Source organism: Candidatus Palauibacter sp., from assembly GCF_965237495.1.
Lineage (GTDB): Bacteria > Gemmatimonadota > Gemmatimonadetes > Palauibacterales > Palauibacteraceae > Palauibacter.
Genome location: NZ_OZ250143.1, coordinates 2,840,549 through 2,865,743 on the forward strand (window position 1 = coordinate 2,840,549; position 25,195 = coordinate 2,865,743).

The 25,195-nt window shown below is 68.0% G+C and carries 20 protein-coding genes; 3 read left to right on the forward strand and 17 right to left on the reverse strand.

Going from position 1 to position 25,195, the window contains the following annotated elements:
- The first annotated feature begins 292 nt into the window (after window positions 1-292).
- Complete coding sequence (locus ACPXY0_RS12445; protein WP_423925007.1) at window positions 293-1,474, forward strand: pyridoxal phosphate-dependent aminotransferase; 1,182 nt, start codon at window positions 293-295, stop codon at window positions 1,472-1,474.
- Between the two features lie 171 nt (window positions 1,475-1,645).
- Here the strand turns inward: ACPXY0_RS12445 and ACPXY0_RS12450 are convergent, their stop codons facing one another.
- The 4 genes from ACPXY0_RS12450 to ACPXY0_RS12465 are packed head-to-tail and all read right to left on the reverse strand — an operon-like array spanning window position 1,646 to window position 6,473.
- Window positions 1,646-2,074, reverse strand: a complete 429-nt coding sequence (locus ACPXY0_RS12450) for a choice-of-anchor B family protein (RefSeq protein WP_423925009.1) — start codon at window positions 2,072-2,074, stop codon at window positions 1,646-1,648.
- On the reverse strand, window positions 2,050-4,077 hold the full coding sequence (locus ACPXY0_RS12455; RefSeq protein WP_423925011.1) for a choice-of-anchor B family protein: 2,028 nt from the start codon (window positions 4,075-4,077) through the stop codon (window positions 2,050-2,052). Before ACPXY0_RS12455 ends, ACPXY0_RS12450 begins: the two co-directional genes overlap by 25 nt.
- A 31-nt stretch (window positions 4,078-4,108) precedes the next feature.
- A complete protein-coding gene (locus ACPXY0_RS12460) occupies window positions 4,109-5,425 on the reverse strand; it encodes an acyltransferase family protein (RefSeq protein WP_423930676.1) in 1,317 nt (438 codons plus the stop codon).
- Between the two features lie 22 nt (window positions 5,426-5,447).
- Window positions 5,448-6,473 carry a PQQ-binding-like beta-propeller repeat protein gene (locus ACPXY0_RS12465; protein WP_423925013.1) on the reverse strand — a complete coding sequence of 342 codons (1,026 nt, stop codon included), beginning with the start codon at window positions 6,471-6,473 and terminating at the stop codon, window positions 5,448-5,450.
- Window positions 6,474-7,627: 1,154 nt separating this feature from the next.
- Between ACPXY0_RS12465 and ACPXY0_RS12470 the strand changes: the two genes are divergently transcribed.
- Together ACPXY0_RS12470 and ACPXY0_RS12475 are read left to right on the forward strand one after the other, a co-directional pair.
- The gene (locus tag ACPXY0_RS12470; protein ID WP_423925015.1) at window positions 7,628-7,912 is read left to right on the forward strand and encodes a type II toxin-antitoxin system Phd/YefM family antitoxin; all 285 of its coding nucleotides are present in this window, start codon (window positions 7,628-7,630) and stop codon (window positions 7,910-7,912) included.
- The gene (locus ACPXY0_RS12475) at window positions 7,899-8,180 is read left to right on the forward strand and encodes a Txe/YoeB family addiction module toxin (RefSeq protein ID WP_420632661.1); all 282 of its coding nucleotides are present in this window, start codon (window positions 7,899-7,901) and stop codon (window positions 8,178-8,180) included. Before ACPXY0_RS12470 ends, ACPXY0_RS12475 begins: the two co-directional genes overlap by 14 nt.
- 49 nt (window positions 8,181-8,229) lie before the next feature.
- Here ACPXY0_RS12475 and ACPXY0_RS12480 read toward each other — a convergent pair whose 3' ends face one another.
- The 13 genes from ACPXY0_RS12480 to ACPXY0_RS12540 all read right to left on the reverse strand — a co-directional run bounded on the left by ACPXY0_RS12480 (window position 8,230) and on the right by ACPXY0_RS12540 (window position 25,138).
- Window positions 8,230-9,036: a hypothetical protein gene (locus ACPXY0_RS12480; RefSeq protein ID WP_423925017.1), complete on the reverse strand. Its 807-nt coding sequence runs from the start codon at window positions 9,034-9,036 to the stop codon at window positions 8,230-8,232.
- Between the two features lie 142 nt (window positions 9,037-9,178).
- Entirely contained in the window at window positions 9,179-10,474 is a 1,296-nt protein-coding gene (locus tag ACPXY0_RS12485) for a hypothetical protein (protein ID WP_423925019.1), read from the reverse strand.
- Between the two features lie 195 nt (window positions 10,475-10,669).
- Window positions 10,670-11,068 carry a hypothetical protein gene (locus ACPXY0_RS12490; RefSeq protein WP_423925021.1) on the reverse strand — a complete coding sequence of 133 codons (399 nt, stop codon included), beginning with the start codon at window positions 11,066-11,068 and terminating at the stop codon, window positions 10,670-10,672.
- Window positions 11,069-11,221: 153 nt separating this feature from the next.
- Entirely contained in the window at window positions 11,222-13,597 is a 2,376-nt protein-coding gene (locus ACPXY0_RS12495) for a DPP IV N-terminal domain-containing protein (RefSeq protein WP_423925023.1), read from the reverse strand.
- 92 nt (window positions 13,598-13,689) lie between these two features.
- The gene (locus tag ACPXY0_RS12500) at window positions 13,690-14,850 is read right to left on the reverse strand and encodes a hypothetical protein (RefSeq protein WP_423925025.1); all 1,161 of its coding nucleotides are present in this window, start codon (window positions 14,848-14,850) and stop codon (window positions 13,690-13,692) included.
- A 68-nt stretch (window positions 14,851-14,918) separates the two neighbouring features.
- Entirely contained in the window at window positions 14,919-15,473 is a 555-nt protein-coding gene (locus ACPXY0_RS12505) for a hypothetical protein (RefSeq protein ID WP_423925027.1), read from the reverse strand.
- Entirely contained in the window at window positions 15,473-15,907 is a 435-nt protein-coding gene (locus ACPXY0_RS12510) for a hypothetical protein (protein WP_423925029.1), read from the reverse strand. The genes ACPXY0_RS12505 and ACPXY0_RS12510 overlap by 1 nt, the downstream gene beginning before the upstream one ends.
- A complete protein-coding gene (locus tag ACPXY0_RS12515; protein WP_423925031.1) occupies window positions 15,900-16,487 on the reverse strand; it encodes an RNA polymerase sigma factor in 588 nt (195 codons plus the stop codon). The genes ACPXY0_RS12510 and ACPXY0_RS12515 overlap by 8 nt, the downstream gene beginning before the upstream one ends.
- Before the next feature lie 134 nt (window positions 16,488-16,621).
- Entirely contained in the window at window positions 16,622-21,913 is a 5,292-nt protein-coding gene (locus ACPXY0_RS12520; protein ID WP_423925033.1) for an Ig-like domain-containing protein, read from the reverse strand.
- 139 nt (window positions 21,914-22,052) lie between these two features.
- Window positions 22,053-22,880: a hypothetical protein gene (locus tag ACPXY0_RS12525; RefSeq protein WP_423925035.1), complete on the reverse strand. Its 828-nt coding sequence runs from the start codon at window positions 22,878-22,880 to the stop codon at window positions 22,053-22,055.
- A gap of 387 nt (window positions 22,881-23,267) precedes the next feature.
- Complete coding sequence (locus ACPXY0_RS12530) at window positions 23,268-24,422, reverse strand: hypothetical protein (protein ID WP_423925037.1); 1,155 nt, start codon at window positions 24,420-24,422, stop codon at window positions 23,268-23,270.
- 90 nt (window positions 24,423-24,512) lie between these two features.
- Window positions 24,513-24,914: a type II toxin-antitoxin system death-on-curing family toxin gene (locus tag ACPXY0_RS12535; RefSeq protein ID WP_423925039.1), complete on the reverse strand. Its 402-nt coding sequence runs from the start codon at window positions 24,912-24,914 to the stop codon at window positions 24,513-24,515.
- A complete protein-coding gene (locus ACPXY0_RS12540; protein WP_423925041.1) occupies window positions 24,911-25,138 on the reverse strand; it encodes an AbrB/MazE/SpoVT family DNA-binding domain-containing protein in 228 nt (75 codons plus the stop codon). Before ACPXY0_RS12540 ends, ACPXY0_RS12535 begins: the two co-directional genes overlap by 4 nt.
- Window positions 25,139-25,195: the final 57 nt, after the last annotated feature.

Genomic DNA, 25,195 nt, shown 5'->3' on the forward strand with positions numbered 1-25,195 from the left:
CCCGTCCGGAAAACGACCGACACTTCGGCTCGCGAGACCCCGCGGGCGGCATCCGATGGCTTCCGCCGCGCTCCTGCGGCGCAGGCTCCTAGGAATTACAAGACGCTTCGGGCCAGCCCGCCCGAGCGCGGTCGACCCTTCGGTCGAGGGCCGGGCCCGGGCTCGGACGCGGGTCCGATCCGCAGCCGCCGTTGCGTCCACCCCGTCCCGTGTCGCACAGTATGCATGGCGCGGTTCGTCCGGGTCGCGCACGCACTAAGCGACAAGCAGGTGACAGGAAACGGAGGCAGCGATGAAACCGGAGTCTACCGTATCACGCCGACGCTTCATGGGCGGCACCGCCGCGGCGCTGGGCGTCCTCGGCTTGAGCCCGCAAACGGCGCTGGGGAGCGGGCTGCGGCCTCCCCCGAAGGGTCTGGCCCCGCTCGATCCGTACGACGACCTCGCCAAGCTCTCCTCCAACGAGAACCCGTATGGGCCGTCGGAGAAGATGATGGAGGCGATGCAGGGGGCCTGGAAGTACTCGAACCGGTACGGCTACCCCGACGGCGACATCCTCGAGAAGATCGCGGAGCACCACGGGGTCGGGACGGACCATGTCATGATCAACGCGGGCTCCGGCGAGACGCTGCGCGCGGCGGGCCTCGCCTTCCTGCGCCACGAGGAGAAGGTCGTCGGCGTGACGCCGACGTACCTCACGGTCTATCAGGTCGCATCCGGCATCGACGCCGATGTGATCTCGCGTCCGCTCCTGCCCGACCACACCCAGGACATCGACGACCTGATCGCGGTCACGAACCGCAACTATCGGGATGTCGGGATGGTCTACATCGTCAATCCCAACAATCCCACCGGCGTCGTCGTGCCCGATGACGACATCCGCCGCCTGCTCGACGGGATCCCCGAGGACATCCCCGTCCTCATCGACGAAGCCTACCACCACTTCGTCGAGGACCCGGGTTACGCTTCGGCGATCCCCTATATCAAGGAAGGCCGCAAGGTGCTCGTGACCCGAACCTTCTCGAAGATCTACGGGATGGCGGGCTTGCGTCTCGGCTACGGGATCGCGCCGCCGGACATGATCGACCAGATGCGGGGCTACGCCACCGGCAGCGTCAACGCACTCGTCAAGTGGGGCGGCGTCGCGGCACTGCAGGACCACGAGTCGGAGCGCTGGGTCAGGGAGACCACGATCGCCCTGCGCAACCAGACGGTATCGGAGCTGCAGGGGCAGGGGTTCAAGGTCCTCCCGTCCGAGACCAACTTCTTCATGGTCCATACCGGACGTCCGGCCTCCGAGGTGAGGGCGGAGTTCCGCAAGTACGATGTTGCCGTGGGTCGCGACTTCCCGCCGATGCTGGACCATCTGCGGGTCTCGGTCGGGACGGAAGACGAGATGAAGCGCTTCATGACGGCGTGGAACGAGATCTTCCCCGATGGCATGACTGCCGCGGACAGCAACAGCGGCTCGTAGCCGTCACGGACGGTCCTCACAGACATCGTTCCGGCAGCCAGCCCGCGCTGCCGGCAGCAGGGGTCGCGGCCGAAGCAGGTCGCGACCCCTGTGTTACGTACGCGGCCGAAGAGGGTCAGCCGCATCCACCGTCCAATCCCGGAAGAGACATCGAAGCCTGGACAGCATGGATCAGGGGACGAGGACGGGCTCGCGCTTCCTGAGCAGGAACAGACCCTCGCCCCAGCTCGACACCGCGATCACCCCGCTCTCGAAGAACGGGTAGTTGCTCCACGTGCCGCCGAACGCCGTCGCGTCGTCGTCGTGGGGGACCGTGTCGAAGAACGCGACCTCGACCGGGCTTTCCGGGTCCCGGATGTCGAGGATCCGAAGTCCGCTCATCAGGTTGGGCTGATAGAGGTAGTCGCCGTGCACATACTGGTTGTGGTCGATCGCGCGCGTATCGGCGAAGTATTCGGCGGCGAGCACGGGGTCGTCGAGTTCCGCCACGTCCCATACGAGTGTCCGCGTATTGGCCACGGTCCCTGACTCTTCGTCCAGTTCGTCGCCCATGAAGAAGTACCGGTGGTCGTCCGTCAGCCAGCCCTGGTGGGCCGCCACGTACCCGGGTAGTCCATTTTCGCCAGCGCGACCGGCTGGTCCTTGTCCGTGATGTCGGAGATCCCGAGCGCGTTGACCGACGCGTGGAAGCAGATCTCGCGCCCGACAAAGTTCTCGTCGGGTCCATGATAGACCACGCATTGCGCGTCGTGGGTGTAGCCGCCCCCCAGGAAGCCGCCGGTGTTCGGGTCCGCGAAGCAGCCTGCGAAGCGGGGGTTCAGCGGTTCGCGGATGTCGATCATGTGGAGACCTCCGCCGCACGCTTCCCCGCCCCCGCTGCTGCCCACGGCGTGGGCGAACCCGGTCGCCTCGTTGATGACGATGTTGTGCGAGCTGAACACGCCGTCGTAGTGGGCGCTCTCCTCGAAGATGACGGGGGGATCGCGAACCTCCCGCAGCTGGGTGAGATCGAAGATCTGGACCCCGTGCGCGCCCGCCCCGTCCGCGACGATGTATGCGTGGTCGGCGTAGGTCTTGATGTCGCGCCACAGGTTCTCGACCGCCCCCTCGGTGAGAGGCAACTCGCCCACATATGCCGGCGCGTTGGGGTTGGTGATGTCGACGAAGGACGTGCCGTTGGACTTGCCGAGCAGCACGTACTCGCGGCCGGTCTGCGGGTCGGTCCAGCCCCAGATGTCGTTCGCGATCGAAGCCGTCCCGGCCCCGAGTTGATCGAGCGGGAGGAACGCCACCAGGTCCACGTCGGTGCAGGCATAGTCGAGGGCGGCCCCATCCTCGCAACTGACGGTCTCGCCGGAGACCGCGGCCACGGCCGTCCGGTGTGGGTCGTGCACGGTCGACGACAGTTCCCAGCGCCGGGCGGAGCCGGCGCGTTCGAGCACGGCGGCGGCGCCGAGCCTGAGATCGGCCTGACCCGCTCCGACGACGGCCAGGTCGGCGGCCGCGCTGGACCCGAACCCGGCGCCCGGACCGAACGGCGTGGCGTCGACCGTCTGCAGATGGTCGAGCGACCCCTGGTCGAAGACGTACGCCGCGCCGGCGGCCGCGGCGGTGCCGGGCGCCCCGACCCACAGCGTCCCGTCCGCGACCGCGAGCGAAGCGCCGAAGCCGGCCGCCCCGGATCCGTTCGGAGGGCTCAGCAGCCGCGGCCGACCCGGAGTCAGGCCCGCTTCGAACGCGGCGACCATGCCCTCGCCCACCCGGCCGGGTGCGCCCGCGAACAACGTGGTGCCTGCCAGGGCCAGCGAGGCACCGAGTCGGTCGCCGCGGGCACCGTCCTCGAGCTTGAACGAGTTCGTGTGCCGCCACGCGCCGCCCGAGCGCTCGAACTGATGCACCGTACCCTGGCCGTCGTCGCTCCCCGGAGCACCTACAAACAGTCGACCGTCGGCTGCGGCCACAGCGGCCCCGAAGCGATCCGCCCCCTCCGGCGACGGGCTAGTCAGGCGGTCCGCCGGAGCGGACTCGGCGCCGGCCTCGAGCGCCCACACGTAGACGGCGCCGGACTGCGGAGGCGCGGGCTGCCCGAACACCGCCAGGCCGCCCAGTCCGCCGGGGGCGCCGACAAAGACCGCGTCGCCGACGATCGCCACGGAACTCCCCGCGCCGGCCCGCGACTCGGCCTCGGGATCGAACGAAACGCGCTCCACCCAGTTCCCGTTTCGACGCTCGAACAGGTAGGCGACGCCGCGCGTACCCGCTGCTCCAGGGGCGCCGACGACGAGCCGCTCCCCGGCCCATGCGACGTCCGCGCCGAACTGATCTCCCACCTCGCCCGCGGCGGGCTCAAGCAGCTGTGCGACCGTCCATCCGGCGTCTCCGTCGGCCCGGAAGACATACACACCGCCGGCCTGGGGATAGGTCGGGAGGCGGAGTTCGGCGCCGGTGCGCGAGACGAGAACGTCCTCTCCGACGAGGGTGATCGAAGCCCCGAACCCGGAGGCGGGAAGGCCCGCGGCGGCCGCCGGCAGCCTCAGCGTCTGGCCGGAGAGTGGGGCGGCGCCGAGGCCGCAGAACAGGAAGAGAGTCAACATCCGGCGCATGGTTACCTCCGGCAGGTTCGTAGGTCGTGCGTCAGGCAGGCGTAGTACGCGATAGAGGGTTCACGCCCGCGAGCGCAGCTCCGGCGAAGGGCAGCGCGAGCACCCAGAGCCGCAGGCCGAGCGGCCCGGAGCCGGGCGCCGCGACCCCTTCGAGGGCGACGAGGGCGAGGCCAGCGCAGGCGAGGGTGGCGCCGATCACGAGCCGCCAGCCCGGGGGCACCCGCGCCCCGCCCCTGGCCCGCTCGAAACGCCCGAAGACCAGCGCGCAGGGGACCAGTGCCAGGGCGTAGACGGCCAGCCAAAGAGGGCGGACGGCCCACCAGCCGCCGCTGCCGGGCACCACGCCGAGGCCCACGTCTCCGAGGAGGAACGCCACCCCGACGATCAGCGTCGCCGCCGTCAGGTGCCACAGGAAGACCGTCATGATCATCCCGTTCACGAGCACCGTGGCCGTCCACGGGACGGCGCGATCGAGCCAGCGCCTCATCGGCCCCTCGATGGACAGGAGCAGTCCCGTGTGGACGAGCGCCAGCGCCAGCATGGGCAGCTTCGGCGGGAGCGAGTTGCTGATCGTCTCGCCCGGCACGCTCACCATGCTCACCGGATACGGGCCCAGCGTCACCATCGCGACCAGCGCCACGCCGCCCGCGACGGCCCACGCCGCCCCCCTCCGCAGGCCCGCGGTGTGGCCGTCGCGCCACGCGTAGCCAAGCTGGTGGACGGCAACCCAGATGAAGGCGTAGTTGAACCACCCCACGGATGGGATGCCGGCTGCCAGGAAGAGCACGTCGTCCACGATCGCCGCGCCGACGAGCACCCAGAACGACAGCAGCCCGTAGCGCCGCCAGGCCGCGTACGTGAGCGGTACGATGAGTACGACCATGATGTACACGGCGAGGAACCAGATCGGGATCAGCGCCATCTGCGACAGGCCGCCCGCGAGCGTCGCGTCGACGCCCCCCAGCCCCATCCCGACGCCGAGCACCACCCAGATCGCGAGCAGCGCCAGCACCGGACCCAGCAGGCGCCCGAGCCTCGCCCCCAGCCACTCCGCGTAGCCCTGCCCGCGATTGCGCGCGGACTCCCACGACACGCCGTTCGAGTAGCCGCCGACCAGGAAGAAGATCGGCATCACCTGAAAGACCCACGTGAGCCAGCGCGTCCAGGGCTGGTACTCGAGCAGGTTCGAGAGCGTGATCTCGCCGCCGCCCGCGTACGGCGCCGCCATCACCCAGTGGCCGATCACCACGGCGCCGATCGAGAGCGCCCGCAGGAAGTCCACGTACCGGTTGCGCGTGGGGGGCGTCTGCGCGGCGAGCGCCCCCGCCCGCGACCACAGGCCGATCATCGGTCGCACCCCGAGGCACGGCTCACGGGAGACCCAGCGCGACGTATTCGGCGGGCTGCTCGCGGCCCCCGACCGCGACCACGATGTACTGCTTCCCCTCGTGCAGGTACGTCATCGGCCCGCCCGTCGTTCCCGACGGGAGTTCCGTCTCCCACACCACATCTCCCGTCGCCTTGTCATAGGCGCGGAAGGTCGTCCCCCAGTGCGTGTCCGGCGTCCCGATAACGGCGTCGCTCCCCTCCCCAATGAAGAGCAGCGATCCCGTGACGAGCGGCGCCGGCCGGTTCGCGTTCCCCAGCGGAGGCAGGTCCAGACCCTCGAGGAGCGGGTGGTCGTTGGGACCGTCGCCGTTGGCCGCCATCCAGAGGTGCTCGCCGCGGTTCATGTCGATCGCCGTGATCCGTCCCCAGGGCGGCTTCACAAGCGGCAGCCCGTCGATCTCGGCCCGCGGCCACCCTCCCTGTGTCCCGTATTCCATCTCATCGGGTTCGGAGATCTCGGACAGACTCCAGACGTTGGGCAGCGTATGGGACACCGCGTAGTAGACGCCTGTCTCGGGGTCGAACGCGCCGGTGTTCCAGTTCCCCGCCCCCCAAGCGCCCGGGATGACGTACGTCCCGATCTTCCCCTCCACCGTCCCCTTCCGGATCGGGGGCGTGAAGAGCGGTCCCATGACCAGCGAGTCGGCCAGCGCGAGCGCCCGCTCGCGGATCTCGGGCGTGAAGTCGATCACGTCCTCCGGCGTGACCCCCTGCCGGTCGAACGCGGCCGGCCGGCTCGGGATCGGCTGCGTGGGAGAGGTGGCTTCGCCGGGCACCTCCGACTGCGGCACCTCGACCTCCTCGATCGGCCACACGGGCTCGCCCGTCCGGCGGTCGAAGGTGTAGAGGAAGGCCGTCTTGCTCGCCTGCATCACCGCGTCGATGGGGCGCCCGTCCACATGGATCCGGCCCAGCACGGGCGGGCCCACCGTGTCGTACTCCCAGATGTCGTGGTGCACCATCTTGTAGTGCCACACGCGCTCGCCCGTGGCCGCGTCGAGCGCCACGAGACTGTTGGAGAACAGGTTGTCGCCGGGCCGGTTGCCCCCCGTAGTAGGCGGAGGTCGGGGCCGAGAGCGGCACGTAGACGTAGCCGAGACCGTCGTCCTCGCTGAGGCAGCACCACGATCCCAGGTCTCCCGATTCCGCGAGCGACCCGCCGCCCCAGGTGTCCGCCCCGAACTCGCCCTCTTCCGGAATCACGTGGAAGGTCCAGACGAGCCGGCCCGTCCTGGCGTCGAAGCCGCGCACGTCCTCCCGAACGCTCCCGCGCCACTCCGTGCCCCCGTCCCCCGCCCCATCCACGGTGCCCGCCACGACGATGATGTCCCCGACCACGATCGGCCCCGAACTCCAGCCGAACCGTCCCCCGGCGGGGAGTTCGAGGTCCACCCGCCCGCTATCTCCGAACGATGAGATGGGTTCTCCGGTCTCCGCATCGAGCGCGTGCAGCGACGAACCCCGCACCGAGATCACACGCCCGCGGTTGTCCGCGGCTCCGGTCGCGTCCCCGCGCCAGTAGGCGACACCGCGGAAGCTCCGTCCGGCCGCGTCCTCCTCCGAAGCGGGACGCTCGATCCAGCGGGTCTCCCCGGTTGCGGGATCGAAGGCCTCGACGAGACCGACGGCGTTGGGCGCGTACAGCGTCCCCTCGACGAGGATCGGTGTCCCCCGCAGGTAGTTGGTGAAGTCGAGGTCCGGGAACTCCTCCGTCAGCTGCGGGTCGATCGCCGGCCTGCGCCACAGGACCTGGACCGCCGCGACGTTCTCGCGGGCGATCTGCGTGAGCGGCGAATACCGGTTGAAGGAGTTCTGCCCGCCGTAGTACGTCCACTCATCGCTCGGCGGGGGCAGCCGGTCGGAGTCCGCGCCATCGCCGGTGCACGCCACGAGCGCGAACGCCGCCGCGATTCCGGCGAAGACCGTGCCCACTGCGCGGAAGCGGCGGGCTTCCTCCAGATCACCTCTTCGTCGCCTCGCCTGCATGGATCCCTCCGCGCGTTTGCGTGTTGATACCTCGTTGTACCGCGCAGGCATCTTGGTCCTCCAAGATCGTTCGCGAACCGGCTGCGCGGGAGGGGTAACTGGATTGATCCGACCCAGGACATTACGGTACAGGAAATCTGTACCAGTATTCCGTAACAGAATGAGGGAGACGAGGATGATCCGCGAGACGACCTACACCGGGGCCCGCAAGAACCTCGCCGCTCTGATGGACCAAGTGACCGACACGCATGAGCCCGTCTTGATTCGGCGCCGTGGGAAGGAACCGGTCGCGTTGGTCGCCGCTGAAGACCTGAGTTCGTGGATCGAGACGGCATACCTGCTCCGCTCGCCGAAGAACGCCCAGAGACTGCGGGAGTCCATGGCCCAGGACGACTGCGGGCAAGTAGAAGTAATCGATATTGACGAACTAGCCAAACGGCTCGGCCTTGAAGACGGATGAAAACTCACGGCAGTGGGATGCCGCCTTCACCGTACGCTGCCTGGAGGACCTCGAACACTGGACCCGGAAGGACCCCAGGCTGGCCGCTCGCGTGCTCAAGCTGATGCGGGCCACCCTCAGGGATCCGTTCGACGGCGTGGGTAAACCCGAGCGCCTACGGGGCGAACTCGGCGGACGATGGTCCCGCCGAATCGACGGCGAACACCGCCTGGTCTATCGAGTCACGGCTGGCCAAGTCCGCTTCCTCGCCGCTCGCAATCACTACTGAAGCCGCGCCAAGGCGTTCCCGCGAGAACGCTACCGATTGTTGAGTACCGTTAGAAGAGCGCGCCCCCGAGGGAATGCAGCCTCAGGACGGGATCAGGGCCACCCTCCCTGCCCCATCGCAGGCCCCGGGCCACATCCACGCGCACGATGCCGTCCATGAAGACGAGTCCCGCACCCACGGCGTAGAAGTCGTCGCCTCCGGCGGACGCCCAGTCGCCGAACACGGAGAGGCGGAAGAAGCGGATCGGTCGCTGCAAATCGACTCTGGCCATGTGGACTCGCGCCCCCCGGACCGATTCTCCGTGGCCCCGGAGCCAGCGGCCGCTCGCACCGATGCGCCATAGATCGTGCGGGGCCGGATCCCCCCAAACCCGGGCCGTTCCGGCCTGCATTCCGAGGAATAGTCGGGAAAACAGGGGGATCACCAGCGCCCCCTCGACGACGGCCCGCACGTGTGGATTGTCACCCGCCGATGCACGGACGCTCGCGTGGCCACCCCCGCCGAACGATCCAGGCTCCAGGGTGCCCCACCAGGGCGTCCACGCGACGGCGGCCCCGACCCGGTTCCGCTTGGCGTCGGTCATGCTGGCGGCGTCCTGCTCGGCGAAGAGACGGAGCGAAAGCCAGCTCCTCTCACCGGCGGGAGGCAGGAATCGGATCGCGGCTCCGTGCGACCAATGGAAGTCCTCGGTGTCCCCGGTCACGTAGATGCCGGGCGTGCTGCCGCTTTCGCCCGGCTCGCCGTCCCGCAACGACCGGTAGAAGGAGACGAGCATCATGTGGCCGGGATGGTTGCGCTGCAGGGTGAGGTTGATGTCCGGCAGCGCCACGCCAGCAGTTCCGACCCGCGCCGTCAACGCCGCGCGTCCCCACCCGAACTCGCGTTGCAGGCGGGTTCCCGCCGAGACGCGTTCCACAGGATTGTAGCGCAGGAGCCTCAGTGTCTTGCCGGGCGGATCGAAGAGCCAGGGGCTCGGTGCTTCGGCGCGGTCGCCTCCTTCACCGGTACCGAGGGCCGCGAGTTCCGCCGCGATCTGCTCGATGGCGGCGTCGTCGACTCACGCGATCCTCCTCCCAAACGGTCGGGGGCAGCAGGTCGCTCGTGGCCAGGGCGTGCCGGTCCGCGGGCGTGATCGTCACCATGTCACCGGGTCCCGCTGCCGCCAGCGACCCGCTGATGCTGTCCCCTTCCTGGCGCCAGAGCCGAAGAGCCTCGGCGGCCGTGGCGGGCGTCCCGGGAGTGGCTTCCGCGCCGCGTTCACGGATGTCCTCGATTTCAAGCGTCCAGTCGATCATCGCCGGAACGGCGAGTGGCGCGATGCCGGCGGCGGTGACACCCTCCATTGCACTCATGTCCCCCCGCCATGTCACGCTGCGGGGCAACCAGTGGCGCATCTCCCAGAGTCCGTACTCCGCAACCACCGTCGAGATGTCCAGCCGAAGGCGGGGAAACGCGCTGTTGAACGCCCCGTTGACCAGCCGGTCGAAGAAGCTGGGCCGATCGGGAGTTGAGTCGGGTGCGAGTCCGTGGGCGGAGGAATTCGGGGGGCTGATGTCGATATGCAGACGCGGACTCCAGCGCCCGCCGCTCCGGAGCCGCCAGGCCATCTCGCGGTCGACCGGTTTGGCCAGTCTGTAGGCGACGCGGGCGAGCCCGAAAGACTCCGCGTCGACCCACATGATCGCCGAGACGAGGCGGATGCTGGGGTAGCGAGGGATCACCGTGACGGCAACCGCTCGCAAGGTGCTCCCGTTGCTCAGCTGAACGGCAATCGTATCCCCGGAACGGAACTGGTAGTAGCGCTCGGAAGCCGGCCCCAGTGGACTGCGAGTAGTGATCTCGGCCTCCGGGGACTGCGCGAAGACCGTGAAGCCGAACGTGAACGGATCGCTCAGCGGGTCGGCCGCGAATCGTTCCGTCCACAGCCCGCTGAAGAACTCCGAATCTTCGGGGTCGCCGAGTTGATCCCGGAGCCGCGCCGCGAGAACGTGAACGATGGCGGGCTCGTCACGCGACCACCGCACACGGGCCGTGCGTTCGCCGTGAACCCAGGGCCGATTGCGCCGGAATGAGGGCATTTCGAACCCCAGCCGCTCACGGATCAGCGCCGTGTAGGTGTCGATGGTCAGGCGTGCGGTGTCGCGGGTGGCCTTGAGCCCGAGCACGAGTTGGCGTGCGGTGTCGTCGAGGTAGGCGCCCCGGGCAGGATCGGGGAGAAGGGTGTTGGAGGGAAGAGAGTCGCGTGTTTGAGCGGAAGCCGTTCCTTGTAGGGTAGCGGCCAGCAAGATGGTCAAGGTGGCAACGACGGTCGATGTGCGGGTTGGCGACTCGTTGTCACGCATCCGGGGACCTGCTGTTCCGGTCTTTCGGCATTGTGTGAGCTGTAATCGACGATAAGCCCGGTTCAGGTGGCGGGCTCAGACAGTCGGACCGCACGGAGGCGGATCGTCGTCGCCCGCAACGACTCTCCCGCTACCCGGGCCGATGGTTCAGATCTGTCCGCACTGATCCAGCAGCCGCTCGGCGTCAGAGATCGCGTCACTCGTTGCGCCTCCTTCGTATTGTTCCTTCGTCGTACGCGAGGCCTTCACTTGGATCGTATCGTCCGATTCGTCGTCCCCCGCATCGGCGGTGATGTAGTTCACGACCAGGACATCGGTTCCTAGGGGACCCGACGGGAAGCTCGCACGCGTACGCGTGCGTTCTGCTCTCACGAACCCGAGTGCACGGTCACCGGCCGTGATCATGTAGCCGATACGCTGCAACGTCCCGCTGACGCAGTCCAATCCGCCAGCTTCGACATTCGCCGGACGTGACATGATGATCACCGGTCTGGCGCAGGCCACCACTGCCATCATGGTCATGATCGGCACGGCGGGGCGTCTCATTGATACTCTCCAGAGCTGCGGAGCCGGTTTCCTGCGACACCGGAAACCCATTCGTCATCCAACTATCCGTAATCCAGACGCGTGAGCGGATGGTGGCGTCACTTTCCTGGAAGGAAGCAAGAACTCCGGTCGCGGCCGGAGACAAACGTCGGGCTACGGGACGAGGGGCTGGATCCGGCCGAACTCGTACTCGGGGGGCGGCTCGGCGCCCATGAGGTGGCGGACGAAGTAGTCCCAGCGGCGGCGCATCATGTAGGGTTCGTTGCCGAAGCCGTGGCCCCGGTTCGGGAAGAGCAGGAGGTCGAAGTCCTTGTTCGCGGCGATGAGCGCGTCCACGACGAGCATCGTGTTCGAGTGCGGGACGTTCGTGTCCATCGTGCCGTGCGCGATGAGGAGTTTGCCCTTCAGGTTCTCCGCCACGAGCTGGTTCGCCTGGTTGTCGTAGTTCGTGACTCCGTCGGAGTACTCCTCGAGCAGCCCCTGATACTTCTCTCCCCAGTCGTCCTCGTAGTTGCGGTTGTCGTGGTTCCCCGCCTGGGAGACGGCGACCTTGTAGAAGTCCGGGTAGCGCAGGATCCCGGAGGTGGAGGCGAAGCCGCCCCCGGAGTGGCCGTAGATCCCGACCCGGTCGATATCGATCCAGGCGTGGCGCTCCGCCAACTCGCGGATGCCGGCAATCTGATCGGGCAGTCCGTTGTCGCCCATGTTTCCGTAGTAGGCGTCCTGGAAGGTCTTCGACCGCCTCGGCGTCCCCATCGCGTCGAGTTCGACGACGACGAACCCGAGTTCGGCCAGCGACTGCAGGTCGCGGTGCGCGGCCCGGAAGCTCCGGCTCCCCACGCTCCCGCTCTGCGGTCCCGGATAGAGGTAGTTGATCACCGGGTGTTTGGCGCCCGGATCGAGGTTCGAGGGACGGAACATCAGCCCGTACAGATCGGTCTCCCCATCCCGGGCCTTCACCGTGAAAGGGATGGGCGGCTGCCAGCCGGTGCGCTCCAGGCGCGAGATGTCGGCCCTTTCGACGGTCTGCAGCACTTCGCCGTCCATGTCCCGGACGACGGTCACCGGCGGGATCGTGGGCGTGGAGTACTGGTCGACGAACGTCTCCCCGTCGGGCGCGAGCCACACCACGTGGTTCGCGCTGTCCGGCGTGAGCAGCGCGAGATCGCCCCCGGCCAGCGCCGCGCGGTAGAGATACGCGAAGTAGGGATCGCCCGGCTCACGCCCGTTCCCCATGAAGAGAATCTCCCCCGCCTCCTCGTCGACACGTAGGACACGTTCCACGTTCCAGGCGCCCGAGGTCACCTGCCGCTTCAGTTCCCCGCTGCTCGCGTCGTAGAGGTAGAGGTGTCCCCAGTCGTCGCGCTGCGAATACCAGAGGATTTCGTCGGAGGCGGAGAGATAGCGCCAGTTGGCGTGGGACTCGAAGAACGTCTCCACGACTTCCTCGAACAGGTCGCGGACCGCTCCCGTGCTCGTGTCGGCGACGCGGACGAGCGCCCGCTTGTGGTCGCGCGAACTGGAGACGAAGACGAGCTTCGAGCCGTCGGAGCTCCACTCGACATCGGAGAAGGTTCCGCGGCAGGCGACGTGGTCGCACACGGTGGAGCGGTGCTGGTCGGGCGGCATGTCCAGGCGGACGACGCGGCTTCCCGCCGGCGCTTCCGTATCGATCACCACCCGGTGGATCCGGAAGATGACGGAGTCCTCCGGGAGCGGGTAACGCCAAGCCTCGAGTTCGGGGTGCCCGACCTCGGTCGTGACCATGTACATCATCCCCACCCCGCGGCCGTCGTGCTGGAAGGTCGCGATGCGGCGCGAGTCGGGGGACCACCTGAGCACGGGACGGTCGCTCTTCGTCCAGCCCGCGTTGTTCGTCGCGTAGCCGAAGTCCTCGAACCCGTCCTCGGTGAGCTGGGTTGTCTCTCCGGTCGTCAGGTCACGGAGCCACAGGTTGTGGTCGCGAATGAACGCCGCATTGGCCCCGTCCGGCGACACGATGTCGAAGCGGCCGGGGGCGGCTTCCGCCTCGGGAACCGGTTCGCATCGGGCCGCGGCGAGCCTGCAGGCGTACGTCTCTCCCTCGGCCCGCACTTCAAAGCGGACCACCCCCGCTTCGAGCGCGACTTCTCCCCGCGGGAGCGCGAAGGCGGTGTATTCCTCCCCCGTTTGCGCGCTGAGCGCGGCGGCCACGCGCGCGTGATCGAAGGCGCGCTCGCGCGTCCCGGCGGCGGGATCGACGATGATGTATTCACTGCCGCTCTCGAAGCGGTTCCAGTACCAGAACCGCCCGTCCTCAAGCCACTGGGGGTTCGGCCACCCTCCGAGCACGAGGGGATCGGTGTGGTCCCAGAGGCACCGCTCCGCCCGCTCGTAGTCCGCCGCCGTCAGGGCCGCGGGCGCGTCCTGGCCGGAAGCCGGCGAGGCGGAGGCGACAACCGCCAACACCGCGATTACCAGAGCCGCTGCGGTGCAGGGGACCCGCGCGAACGAAGCGGAGATGCGACGTACGTTGGATACGTGAAACATGAGACCGATCCCGGCTGCACTGAGAGTGGACATCGAACCGTGGAAGATGCCGGCTGTCGCTGCGGCCGGCCACTCACGATCTGGAGTCAGTGCTATCCGCCGGTTTCGACGAGTTTGTAGAGGGCTACGGTGGGGACATCGAACTCGTCGCGTTGGCTGATGAGCACCCAGTCCGGGCCGGCGTCGAGGAGGACGGAGCCGCTGGGCATCGTGAGGCGTCGGATCCACACACCGTCGCGGTCCAGGAGATGAAGCTCCTCGCCGGGTGCCCGCCAGCGGTACGCCCTGATCCATATACTGCCGTCCGCCAGAGCGAGGAGGGATTCGTAGGCGGGGAAACGCTCGGGCAGGTACGCCCGCACCTCTGGCCAGACCTCCCGTTCGAAGCGGCTGCGCTCCTCATTGGGGTCCCGGGTCAGGAGGTAGTCCCACCAGTAGTCGCGATAGCGGTCCACCTGCTCGTCGGTGACGGCGAGGCCGGGACCGGCCCAGCGGGCGATGCGCGTGACCCGACCCGTCCAGTCCAGATGCTCCAGTTCGTAGTCGTCGGACGTCCCGTACCACGCGCCTGCGTCCACGGCCGCGAAGGCTATGTCCCGTCCCCAATGGCTGGGTCGGGCGCTGGTCCGCGAAATGCGAGTGCGCTCGGCCCCCGGAATCCCGGAACGCAGTACGGTCATCCTGCCACCCTGGGCATACCTCAGTGACATGCGCCAGCGCCAGGACTCGCCCACCGCCCTGTCCAGGACGCTTCCCTGGTCTTCCGGCCAAGGGGTGAAGACGAGGCCCCGATCGGGCGAGCAGGCGGGTTCCCCGTACGGACGCACGCCGATCGAGTTGAGGGCGCGCGTGTCGACGACGTTGCCGTCGGAATCGAGCTCGGTGATGCGGTCCAGAACCCAGTCGAAGACCGTGATCGCCGCCCCCGGACAGTTCCGCAGGAGGCGCAGACCGCGGTATTCTCCGGGCCCGTCGCCCTCCCGGCCGCTCGTCCACAGGTGCCGTCCGTCCGCGTCGTACCTGCGGACATTGTGGCTCTGCTCGTCCGCCACGACGATGCTGCCGTCATCCAGACGAACCGCGCCCGTTACGTCGCCGAAGATGTAGTCCAGCGGCCCGTCCACGAGCCCGATCCGCACCAGCGGTTCATCGGTGAGGGTCAGGTCCGCGTCACGGGGCGCCGCGCTCTCGACCACCTCCTGGGCCCCGAGCGGCGTAGCGACGAGAGCTACCAAGGCGAGCGTCGAAACCATCAGTCGCTCTCCTCCGGATTGAGGCGCCATCCCACGGCGATGCCGGGATCGGTGGCGGGAGGCGCCAATCATGTCGGATCGATCCTGGGCGTCACGACCAGGATGAGCACGGGTTCCTCCGCGGAGCGGCGAGCCGAACCCAACACCACCCTCTGGCCGTCGCGGATCGTGACGGAGGCTTCGAGAAGGGACCAGCGTGAAAACACGTCGGTGAGGGTCACCTTGGCACGGACAGTCCTCGCGGATCGGCGGGCACTGACCTCCGCCTGGATCGTCAAGGGGGTCTCGGAATCGTGCGCGATGATCCTCTGGGACCCGCTTCCGGTAACGCCGGCCATGCTTTGTGCCAGGCCGACGTTCAGCATGGATGTCGACAGGAGCCGGTATCCCCGGAAGTTGAAGAGCTTCCTGAGCTCGGCCACGACATCGCTGATCTCGATGTCCTCATCGGTGAAACCATCCGCCTCGACCAGGTGAAAGATGAGCTGGACGTTCTGGATGGTCTCCGCGGCATCCCCCTGCTCCTGTGCGCTCGCGATGCCCGTGAGCGGGCCGACGGCCAACGTCATGATCAACGCGCATCGGATTCTCCTGTTCACCTTCGCGACCTTCTTGCCGATCATCAGTCACTCTCCTCCGGGCTGAGCAGCCATACGACGGCGATGTCAGGATCATTCGTGGGGAAGACCACGAACGGCCTGTCGGCCTCCACATCCATTTCGCTCACCATGCTCCGTGGGGGGGGCGCGAGGGGGCCGCTGCCTTCTTCGACCACTCCGCCGGGCAACAGGATCAGCGCCGCCACGACCGCGGCTGCTGCGAGCGGCCCAACGGTCCACTTCCTCCACGAGGGTCGCCAACGCGCGGGCGTGGCGTGCGCATACACCACGGCGGGAAGGCCTTCACTCAGCTGGTCTGCCATCGCCGACAGGACGGCGTGCATATTCCGTTCGTCCCGGGCGATTCGCTCGACGTTCCGACACTCTGAGGGATCCGATCCAGCCGCCGTATCGATATCGTCCTCCGGACCCTCCAGCCTATCGTCACGCTCAGCCATCATTCCCCCTCGTTTCCCTCTCCCCGGGCTGCGCCAACATCTCTTTCCGCATCCTGCGCCTGGCGCGAAGCAGGTGTACCCGCAGCGTGCTCGGGTTCATCTCCAACAGTTGAGCCGCCTCCGTGGGCTTCAGTCCCTGTAGGTCCACCAGATCGAAGACTTCTCGCTGCGCCATGGGCAGGCCCCTCAACAGCGTCCGAATCAATCGCAGAGTCCTCTTCATCTCGATGTCATCGAGCGGATCCTCCAGCCGCGGCGTCCGGGCCTCGGCCAACCACTCCGCCTTCTCGGCCAACCGTTGGTCCTGCCGCTTCCCTCGCTGGTGATCCAGGCAGGCGTTCCCGGTAATCCGGTAGACCCAACTCGTGACTTTGGCACGACCATCGAAGCTCCCGATCGAGTTCAGCGTCTTCATCAGGACGAGCTGAGCGACGTCCTCCGCATCATCAGGATCGCCGGTCATGACCAGAGCCCACCGGCATATCAGAGGACGGAGAGCGCCCGCCAGCCTCTCGAGCGCCCCTCGTTCTCCCTTCCCGGCCCTTTCGGCCAGCTCCAGGATCTCTCGGTCGGAGAGCATGGCGCCCCCGGTCCCTTCCCCTCGCGTGGTTTCGAGAAGTGAGACGCGGGGAGCGGCTGGAGCGTTTACCTGGCGGGCCGTCGCCAAGAGTCGCGACTCGACCACCGAGGCCGCGTCGTGCGGGGGGGGCCGTCTTAGCGGCGCTGGCGCGGAGGCTCGGGGAGGCCGCGGCTGAAGATGACGTCGAGGTTCGGAGGCAGGGGCGTGGCGCCGGGTTCGCCCGCGGCGGCGGCCAGCGCGGAGACCCGCTCCAGCAGGATGGCCCGCACGCGGCCACTGGAGGGATCGCGCAGGATCGCGGAGGGGCGATCCGTCGTTCGGTCGAGGGTCGCCGACCCCGTCGGACCGGTGAGTTCGATCGCCTCAAGGCGTCCGGCCCATTCGGGACGGAAGGGGACCCCGAACACGAAGCCCGCCCGCCCCTCCTGGTCAGCCACGGCTCTCATGGCGAAGCTGAGCGAGAACAGGACCTCTCCATCGGTCCCCCGACCGACGATCCGCTGCGGACCGGCAGAGTCCGGCAGCGCCGGCGGCGCTTCGACGGCGAAGGCGGGACGCAGGTAGGGCGTCCCGTCCGCCTCCGTGCCGCCCCACAGGAGGAGCGTCGACTCCGGCGGCGCCGGGCGATCCGCCGCCGCTTCGGTGACCAGCCGGTAGCGCAGCGCGCCCGAGAAATTGTACTCGCTGATCCAGTTTGGGGCACAGTAGGACATCAGATCCGACACTGTCGGCGGTACCAGAACATCCCGGCCGGAACGGGAGTCGAGGCCCCACGCACCGATGGCCCCGTTTCGGTGGGGGTAAGCGGGATCCACCACACTTCGGACACCGCAGGGGGCATGCCAAAGTCGCATGTTGTGGCCGAGTTCGTGCGCCAGCGTGCTCGCCACTTCCGGCACGGTGGCCCTGCCGAATCGCACATAGCTCGTCCGGCCGGGGATCCAGGCCACGCCCCAGACGCCCGTGGCTTCTCCGGAAAGCGCCGCCATCCAGTAGCCGGTCCCGCCCTCCACCTGGCGGACGATTCCCACCTCATCGAGGAGACTGTCCGAATCGTTGTTCGTGGTCCACACGGGCTCATGAGCCTGTACGGACAAGTCACTGACCGGCATGAGGTTGCGAAGATCCTCCAACAGCCCGTGGCCCTCGGGATCCGTCGCCATCTCCGCCGCCGTCCTCACCGCCCCGGAATCCGGCCCGCTCCGCCAGAGAAACGGCACCACGGTCAGATTGAAGGTCGGCATCGCCCGAACCGGCACGGCCCGCCGGCCCGACCCCGGAATCCGCCTTGCCACGCCGAGACCGGGATCCAGCGTCCCGGACGGATCGATCTCGACCACCATCTCGAGCCCGGGCCGGATCACCTCGCCGGGAATCCAGACGTTGGCGGAAAGGTCCAGCGAAGTTACCGCCTCGGCAACTCGGGTCGGCATCGAGCCGGACGACCCCGGGACGTCGACCGAGTAGATCTCCTCGCCACCGGCGAAGAAAGTCGCCCTGGCCGGAGGGATCGCCGCGCCGGTACTCTCCTGCGTTGTGACGAAGACGCGCAGGAGCGCCGTCTCGCCGGCAATGAGCGGCACGGGGAAGGCCCGCGACTGCACCGCCTGTGTCAGGTACGCCGAGGACCCGGTCTCCACCATGGGCTCGCACGGTGGCAGGCGCACGAATCCCGACCACCCGGGGTCGTCGGTGCCGGCAGCCACGCACAACGCGGTCCCCCCTGCTTCGAACCGCAACAACGCCGGGAACGCACTGAGACTTGAGGGCAGCGGGCCGGTCAGTCCCGCATTGCCCGCCAGCTCCAGCCACTCAAGCTTTCTCATCGCGCCGAGTTCGGAAGGGACCGGCCCCTCCAAGCGGTTGTGACCGAGCCGCAGCGTCTCCAGATCCCGGAGGTTGCCCAACGCGGCCGGGATGGCACCCGAGAGACTGTTGAGCCTCAGGTTGAGTTCACCATCCATGGAATAGCCCCCAAGCGTGCCAAGCGTGCCAAGCTCGGGAGGGATCGACCCGGTCAGTTCGTTGCCGTCAAGGGCCAGATTCCGAATGTTCCTGAGGGAGCCAAGCTCGGGGGGGATCTCACCAGTGAGGTTGTTGAATCCCAGGTACAGGGTCTCGACGGAGTGCAGGTCCGCGAGTTCCGGCGGTATCGGACCCTCCAGTTCGTTATCGTCCATCCAGATGACGACCACGTCCGACAGCTTTCCCAACTCCGGCGGTATTGGACCGGAGAGCCGGTTCTTGTTGAGTCGCAGATCCTCGAGAGTCGACAGCCCCCCCAGCTCCGGCGGTATCGGGCCTTCCAGCTGGTTGTCGTACAGATAAAACTGCCTCACCGACGCAAGGCCGCCCAACTCTGCCGGAATCGGACCGGTGAGCAGGTTGATGTTGAGGTGGAACTTCTCGATGTTCCTGAGATCGCCCAGTTCGGGGGGAGTGGCCCCACTCAGCCAGTTACGGGCCAAATCCAGATTCCGCAGCGACGAGAGCTGTCCGACTTCCGGCGGTATGCGGCCTCGGAGGTTGTTCGACCCGAGCAGAAGCTCGACGATCCGGCCGGCATCGTCCGTCTCGACACCGTACCACTCTCCCAGCGGCCTGTCGCTCCCCCAGTTGTCGTTCCGGAACCAGTTGGCTCCGTCCGTCGTCTCGTGCAACGCGACGAGGGTTTCACGATCGGTGAGTGGCGGACATCGCTCGTCCGGGCCCTCCCTCACGGGGATCGCCTCCAGCCAGGCAACGAAGCGGGGCAACGCCGGAACGCAGAGGTTCGTGTCCCCATAGCGAAACTCCGCCAGCGCGAGCGAGGGCAGAGCCGAGGGGATGGGGCCCTCCAGTGGATTGCCTCCCAGTCGAAGCACGGTTAGGTGCGGCAGTTCCGCGATGAATGGCGAGACACGTCCGGTCAATCCATTCCGCGACAGGTCAAGCCTCAGGACGTACCCGAGCGAATCGGTGCCGACCCCGTGCCATTCCTCCAACGGCGCGTCGCTCAACCAGCCGGTGGACCGGATCCAGGTCCCTCCGTTCATGGCCTCGAACACTCGCTCCAGGGCGGCGCGATCCGCTTCGTCACAGCCGGCCCCCTCTGCATCTCGCTGGCGACGCCATCGCTCAAATCTCGTCGTCACCGGAGCGCACAGACCGTCGTTCTCCCCCCATTGGAAGCTGATAAGGTCCGTGAGGTTGACGAAGGAGGGGGGAATCACTCCCGTCAAACGATTCTCGTCAACGTACAGCTGCTGCAGCTTGCGAAGGTCGGCGAGCTCCGGAGGGAAGAGGCCGCTCAGATCGTTGTTGAAGAGGTTCAGGAACGTCAGTTCCGTCAGCGCTCCCAGCTCCGGCGGGATCGGGCCACTGAGTCGATTGGATTCGAAGTTCAGCACGCGCAGGTTGACGAGGCTGCCCAGCGTCGCGGGGATCGAACCAGCGAGCTGGTTTCTTCCAAGATCGATTTCGCGGAGACGGGTCGCGTTCCCGATTTCGGGTGGCAGCGGTCCGGAGACGAAATTCCCGTAAAGATCCAGCACGCCCAGGTGTGACAGATCTCCCAGTTGCGCCGGGAGAGGACCGATCAGGTTGTTCTCGCGAAGTCGCAGGGCGACCACCCTTCCACTCGCATCCGTCTCCACGCCATGCCATCGCCCGAGCGGCTGGTCGCTCAGCCAGCCGTCGCGATGCGTCCATCCGGAACCTTCGGTCGAACGATACAGCGCCTTGAGCGCGGCCCGCTCCGGGTCCGCGTCGGCGACGTTGATCTCCGAAGTCCCGATTATGGTGCCGGACCGGGCGACGATGGTCGCCATCCCCTCGGTGAGCGCCCGCACCAGCCCGTCGTCGTCGACGACCGCGACCGCGGGGTCGCTCGAACTCCACGCGAACACCGCCCCCGCCACCGCGTGGCCGTTCGCGTCCCGGGCCTCCGCCGACAGACGCAAGGTGTCGCCAATGGGGAGGGCGGCCGTCCGCGGCATGACCACCACGTAAGCCACGGACGGCCGCACCGACACCCGAGCCGTCCCCGTCACCGACCCCGACCGCGCCGCAACTTCCGACGTGCCCGCCCCGACCGCCGTCACCAGGCCGGCCGAGTCCACCGCCACCACCGACGCGTCGCTCGAACTCCACGCGAACACCGCCCCCGCCACCACGTGGCCGTTCGCGTCCCGCGCCGCCGCCGACAGACGCACCGTGTCCCCCACCGCCGTCAACTCAACCGCCGATGGCGCGACCACCACCGAATCGACGGACGGCCGCACTGACACCCGCGCCGTCCCCGTCACCGACCCCGACCGCGCCGCAACTTCCGACGTGCCCGCCCCGACCGCCGTCACCAGGCCGGCCGAGTCCACCGCCACCACCGACGCGTCGCTCGAACTCCACGCGAACACCGCCCCCGCCACCACGTGGCCGTTGGCGTCCCGCGCCGCCGCCGACAGACGCACCGTGTCCCCCACCGCCGTCAGCTCAACCGCCGATGGCGCGACCACCACCGAATCGACGGACGGCCGCACTGACACCCGCGCCGTCCCCGTCACCGACCCCGACCGCGCCGCAACTTCCGACGTGCCCGCCCCGACCGCCGTCACCAAGCCGGCCGAGTCCACCGCCACCACCGACGCGTCGCTCGAACTCCACGCGAACACCGCCCCCGCCACCACGTGGCCGTTCGCGTCCCGCGCCGCCGCCGACAGGCGCACCGTGTCCCCCACCGCCGTCAACTCAACCGCCGATGGCGCGACCACCACCGAATCGACGGACGGCCGCACTGACACCCGCGCCGTCCCCGTCACCGACCCCGACCGCGCCGCAACTTCCGACGTGCCCGCCCCGACCGCCGTCACCAGGCCGGCCGAGTCCACCGCCACCACCGACGCGTCGCTCGAACTCCACGCGAACACCGCCCCCGCCACCACGTGGCCGTTGGCGTCCCGCGCCGCCGCCGACAGACGCACCGTGTCCCCCACCGCCGTCAGCTCAACCGCCGATGGCACGACCACCACCGAATCGACGGATTGCCGCACCGACACCCGCGCCTCTCCCATCGCCGCCCCCGAGCGCGCCGTGACGACCGCCGTGCCATTACTGGCCGCAGTGACGAGTCCGGTCGCATCCACACTCGCGACGGACGTGTCGCCGCTCGACCAGGACACCGTAGCCCCCGCGATCACCTGGCCCGCCTGGTCGCGCACCTCCGCCCCCAACCGCACGGTGTCTCCCAGCGCGGTCAGTTCGGCGGTGGCGGGGGTCACCGTCACCGAGGTGGGTTGTGGTGTGGGGGGCGGTGGCGGGGGTGGCGGCGGACGGGTCGGCTCCGTCGAAGAGTCTCCGCAGGAGAGGCCGGCAACGAGCCCGAACAGCAGGATGGCGCGGTCTCGCCGCCGGATCAGGGGACCGCCACCCTGCGGTACGTCGTCGTCCATGGGCTTGTACCTCTAGAAACACTATATTGAGATGAAATATGAAATATATCTAGATGTACTATCCTATCCGATGGCACAGCACCTGTAAACAACGCCGTCAGCGGGTGCAACGGCGGGTATGACCACCCACCTGGAGGATTCACCGTCTGCGACGGCCACCAACAGTTGGGGCGAGCTCCGGCCTGTCCCGGCTGTCAGCTTCCACCAATTCGTAGAGCGCCACGGTCGGGACGCCCAGTTCGTCGCGCTGGCTCAGGAGCACCCAGTCCCGGCCGGCGTCGAGGACGGTCGCGCCGCCGGGGAGCGTGAGGCGGCGGAGCCAGCCGCCGTTCGCGTCGAGGAGGTGCAGTTCCTCGCCCGGCGCCAGCCAGGCATGGGTCTTGACCCAGAAGGCGCCGTCCGGCAGCGCGATCAGGGCTTCGTACGCGGGGAAGCGCTCCGGAAGCTGATCCCGGGTGTCCGGCCAGTACTCCCGCTCGAAGTTCCGCCGGGCTTCGGGGTCGTCGTACCGCGCCAGCCAGGCCTCCCGATACGCGTCGACGCGCTCGCCCGTCACGGTGAGGTCGGGGCCGGCCCAACGGGCCACCCGCGTGACGCGACCCGTCCAGTCCAGGTGCTGGAGTTCGTAGTCGTCGGCCGTCCCGTACCACACGCCGGTGCCTACGGGAGTGAACTCGACATCCTTCCCCCAGTCTCGAGGACCGCTGCTCCCCGCCTGGATGAAGAACCGTTCGGCGCCCGGGATCCCCGAGCGGAGGGTGCCCACGCTGTCACCCTCGACCGACACAAGGGCGGTGTGCCACCGGTAGACATCCCCCTCGGCCAGGTCCTCCTCGTAGCTCGCGCCGAGGTCTTCCGGCCAGGGGGTGAAGACGAGGCGGCCGTCCGGCGAACAGACGGGCGCCCCGTAGGGATGGGCCCCGAAGGGGAACGAGCGAGCGCGTGGCGAGCACGTTGCCCTCGGCATCCAGTTCGGTGATGCGGTGCGGACGCCAGTCGAAAACGGTGATCGGGGGTCCCGGACAGTGCCTCAGCAGCCGGACCCCCCTGTACTCCCCAGGTCCGTCGCCCGACCGCCCGCTGGTCCACATGTGCCGCCCGTTCGCGTCGAATCTGCGGACGTTGCCGCTCTGTTCGTCCGCCACGACGATGCTTCCGTCCGCGAGGCGGACCGCGCCTGTCACGTTGCCGAAGATGTATTCGACCGGACCATCCACGATCCCGATCCGCACCAGCGGCTCGCCGGCCAGGGTAAGGTCGGGACCTCGCGGGGCCGCGCTCTCGACCACCTCCTGGGCGCCGGCGGGAGCGGCCAGGAGCACTGCCACAATGAGAGCCGAGCGCCAGCCAGCCGTCATCGTCGCGCCTCCAGCGCATCTGAACCCACCCGATATGCGACAATCCTCGGTGTATCGAATTCGTCCGTGATGGTCCCGATCAGCCGGCCTTCACGCTGCGCGTAGACAACTACTCCGGACGGGAGGACCACGGATGCCGCGTGAGTCCCGTCGTCCCGAAACGATGCCCACTCCCAGACTTTCCGGTCGGTCGTCCGTACTCCGAGCATAACCAGGCCGCCGCCACCTGCGACGACGCCCGTGAGTGGCGGCCACACGTACGGCCCACCCTCCCGGAGCATCCGGGCAAATCGGGTCGACTTCCTCTCGGCGGCGGCTCCCAGCTCCTTCCTCGTGACACGAACGGTCGGCGCTTCAGGATAGGAAAGCACCGCCTGCCGGCCGCTCTCGACGTCGATGAGCGTGGCTTCGGGAGCGAGAGAACTGGCATAGACGACTCGGACCGTGTTCCCGGGAACGATCCGCACGAATGGCCGGTGGCCAAAGGGGTGACTGGTGATGCTCACGGCACCTCCGCCCCGAGGATCGCCTCTCCGATACACCAGGTTCTCTTTCCTCGGGAAGGCAAACAGTGCAGTAGCGACGCTGCCATCCGGGCGTAGGCGGAGCAGGCGCTCATTCTCGATCCCGACATCCGCTCCCGAGGCTTCGTAGGCGGAAGTACGGATGGCGACTAGGCCTTCCGGCACCTTGAACACCTCGCGGTATGGGCCTCCGGGTAACCCTTGCACGTAGGCAGGCTCTGACGCTCCCGGCGGAAACACCGTGATCCGGTTCTGATTGCGATCGTAGACGAGTACGCTGTCGTCCGGCAGAATCTGCACCGTGGAGACGTGCCTGAACTCACCGGGGCCGCCGCCTCGCCGTCCCAGGGTTCGCTCGTAGGTCAGGTCCGGCGAGAGAACGGAGACGCCACGCGTCTGGTCATCCCTGACGTAGACTCGCCCCTTGGAGTCCACGTCTATCCCCCACACCCTGGAAAGGATGACATCCGGTCCCGAGGTCGCCTCCAGCGTGGCTTCCAGGACGGGACCGCGGGCCCAGGGTCGAAGATCGGACCCCTGGGCGGCCAGTGTGTTTGGCAGCGCGGGGGTCAAGGCCATTAGGACCACGATGGTGGCGGTCGGCGTTTCCAGCCTGGAGCGGTGCATTTCCGGTTCCGGGGAGACGTGGAAAAGGGAACGTCGATCTCTCCCCGGAGACACAGCCCAATGTCGGAGAGTTGCGTCCCTTGCTGAGCCTCATCCGTGCCGGGGCTCGATACGCGAGCGGAACCAGTCGGCGATGGCTTCCTCGTCCAACTCGTCGGAAGTAAGAGCCCACATCCTCTCCACCACTTCCTCTTCAGGCGCCACGAGGTCGACTCCGCTGAGGCCGAGAAAGATGACCGCGGTGAGGAACGAGATACGCTTGTTCCCGTCCCGGAACGGGTGGCCGGAGCAGATGCCAAAGGTGTAGGCAGCCGCGAGACGCGCGAGATCCGACCCGGGATCATAGCTCCATCTCTGCCGGGCTCGGGCCAGGGCTGCTTCCAGAGCGTCCTCGTCGCGAATGCCGATCAGGCCGCCGTGCTCGCGAACCTGGTCGAGCTGCACGGCCTCGACGACGAGCCGGGGAACCCGGCGCGGCTCCGCCCGGGTCACTGCGCGAGTTCTCTCAACGCCCTCCGGTACCGCTTCTGAGCCTCGACTGCGATGGCCAGCCCCTCATCTACCTCCGCATCGTAGGGGCTCAACAGGATCCCGTTCGCCGTCTCGACCGCGAGCACTGCATCGCCCGCCTCGAGGTGGAGGCGTTGGGCCATATCCCGTGGGAGCGTGGCCCCTACGGACCCGCCCATGCGCCGCAGCTTCACGCTTCGAACCATGAATCCCCTCCAAGTAGCATCTCAATGCTACGCTAGTGGGGGGGCATCGTTCGCGCA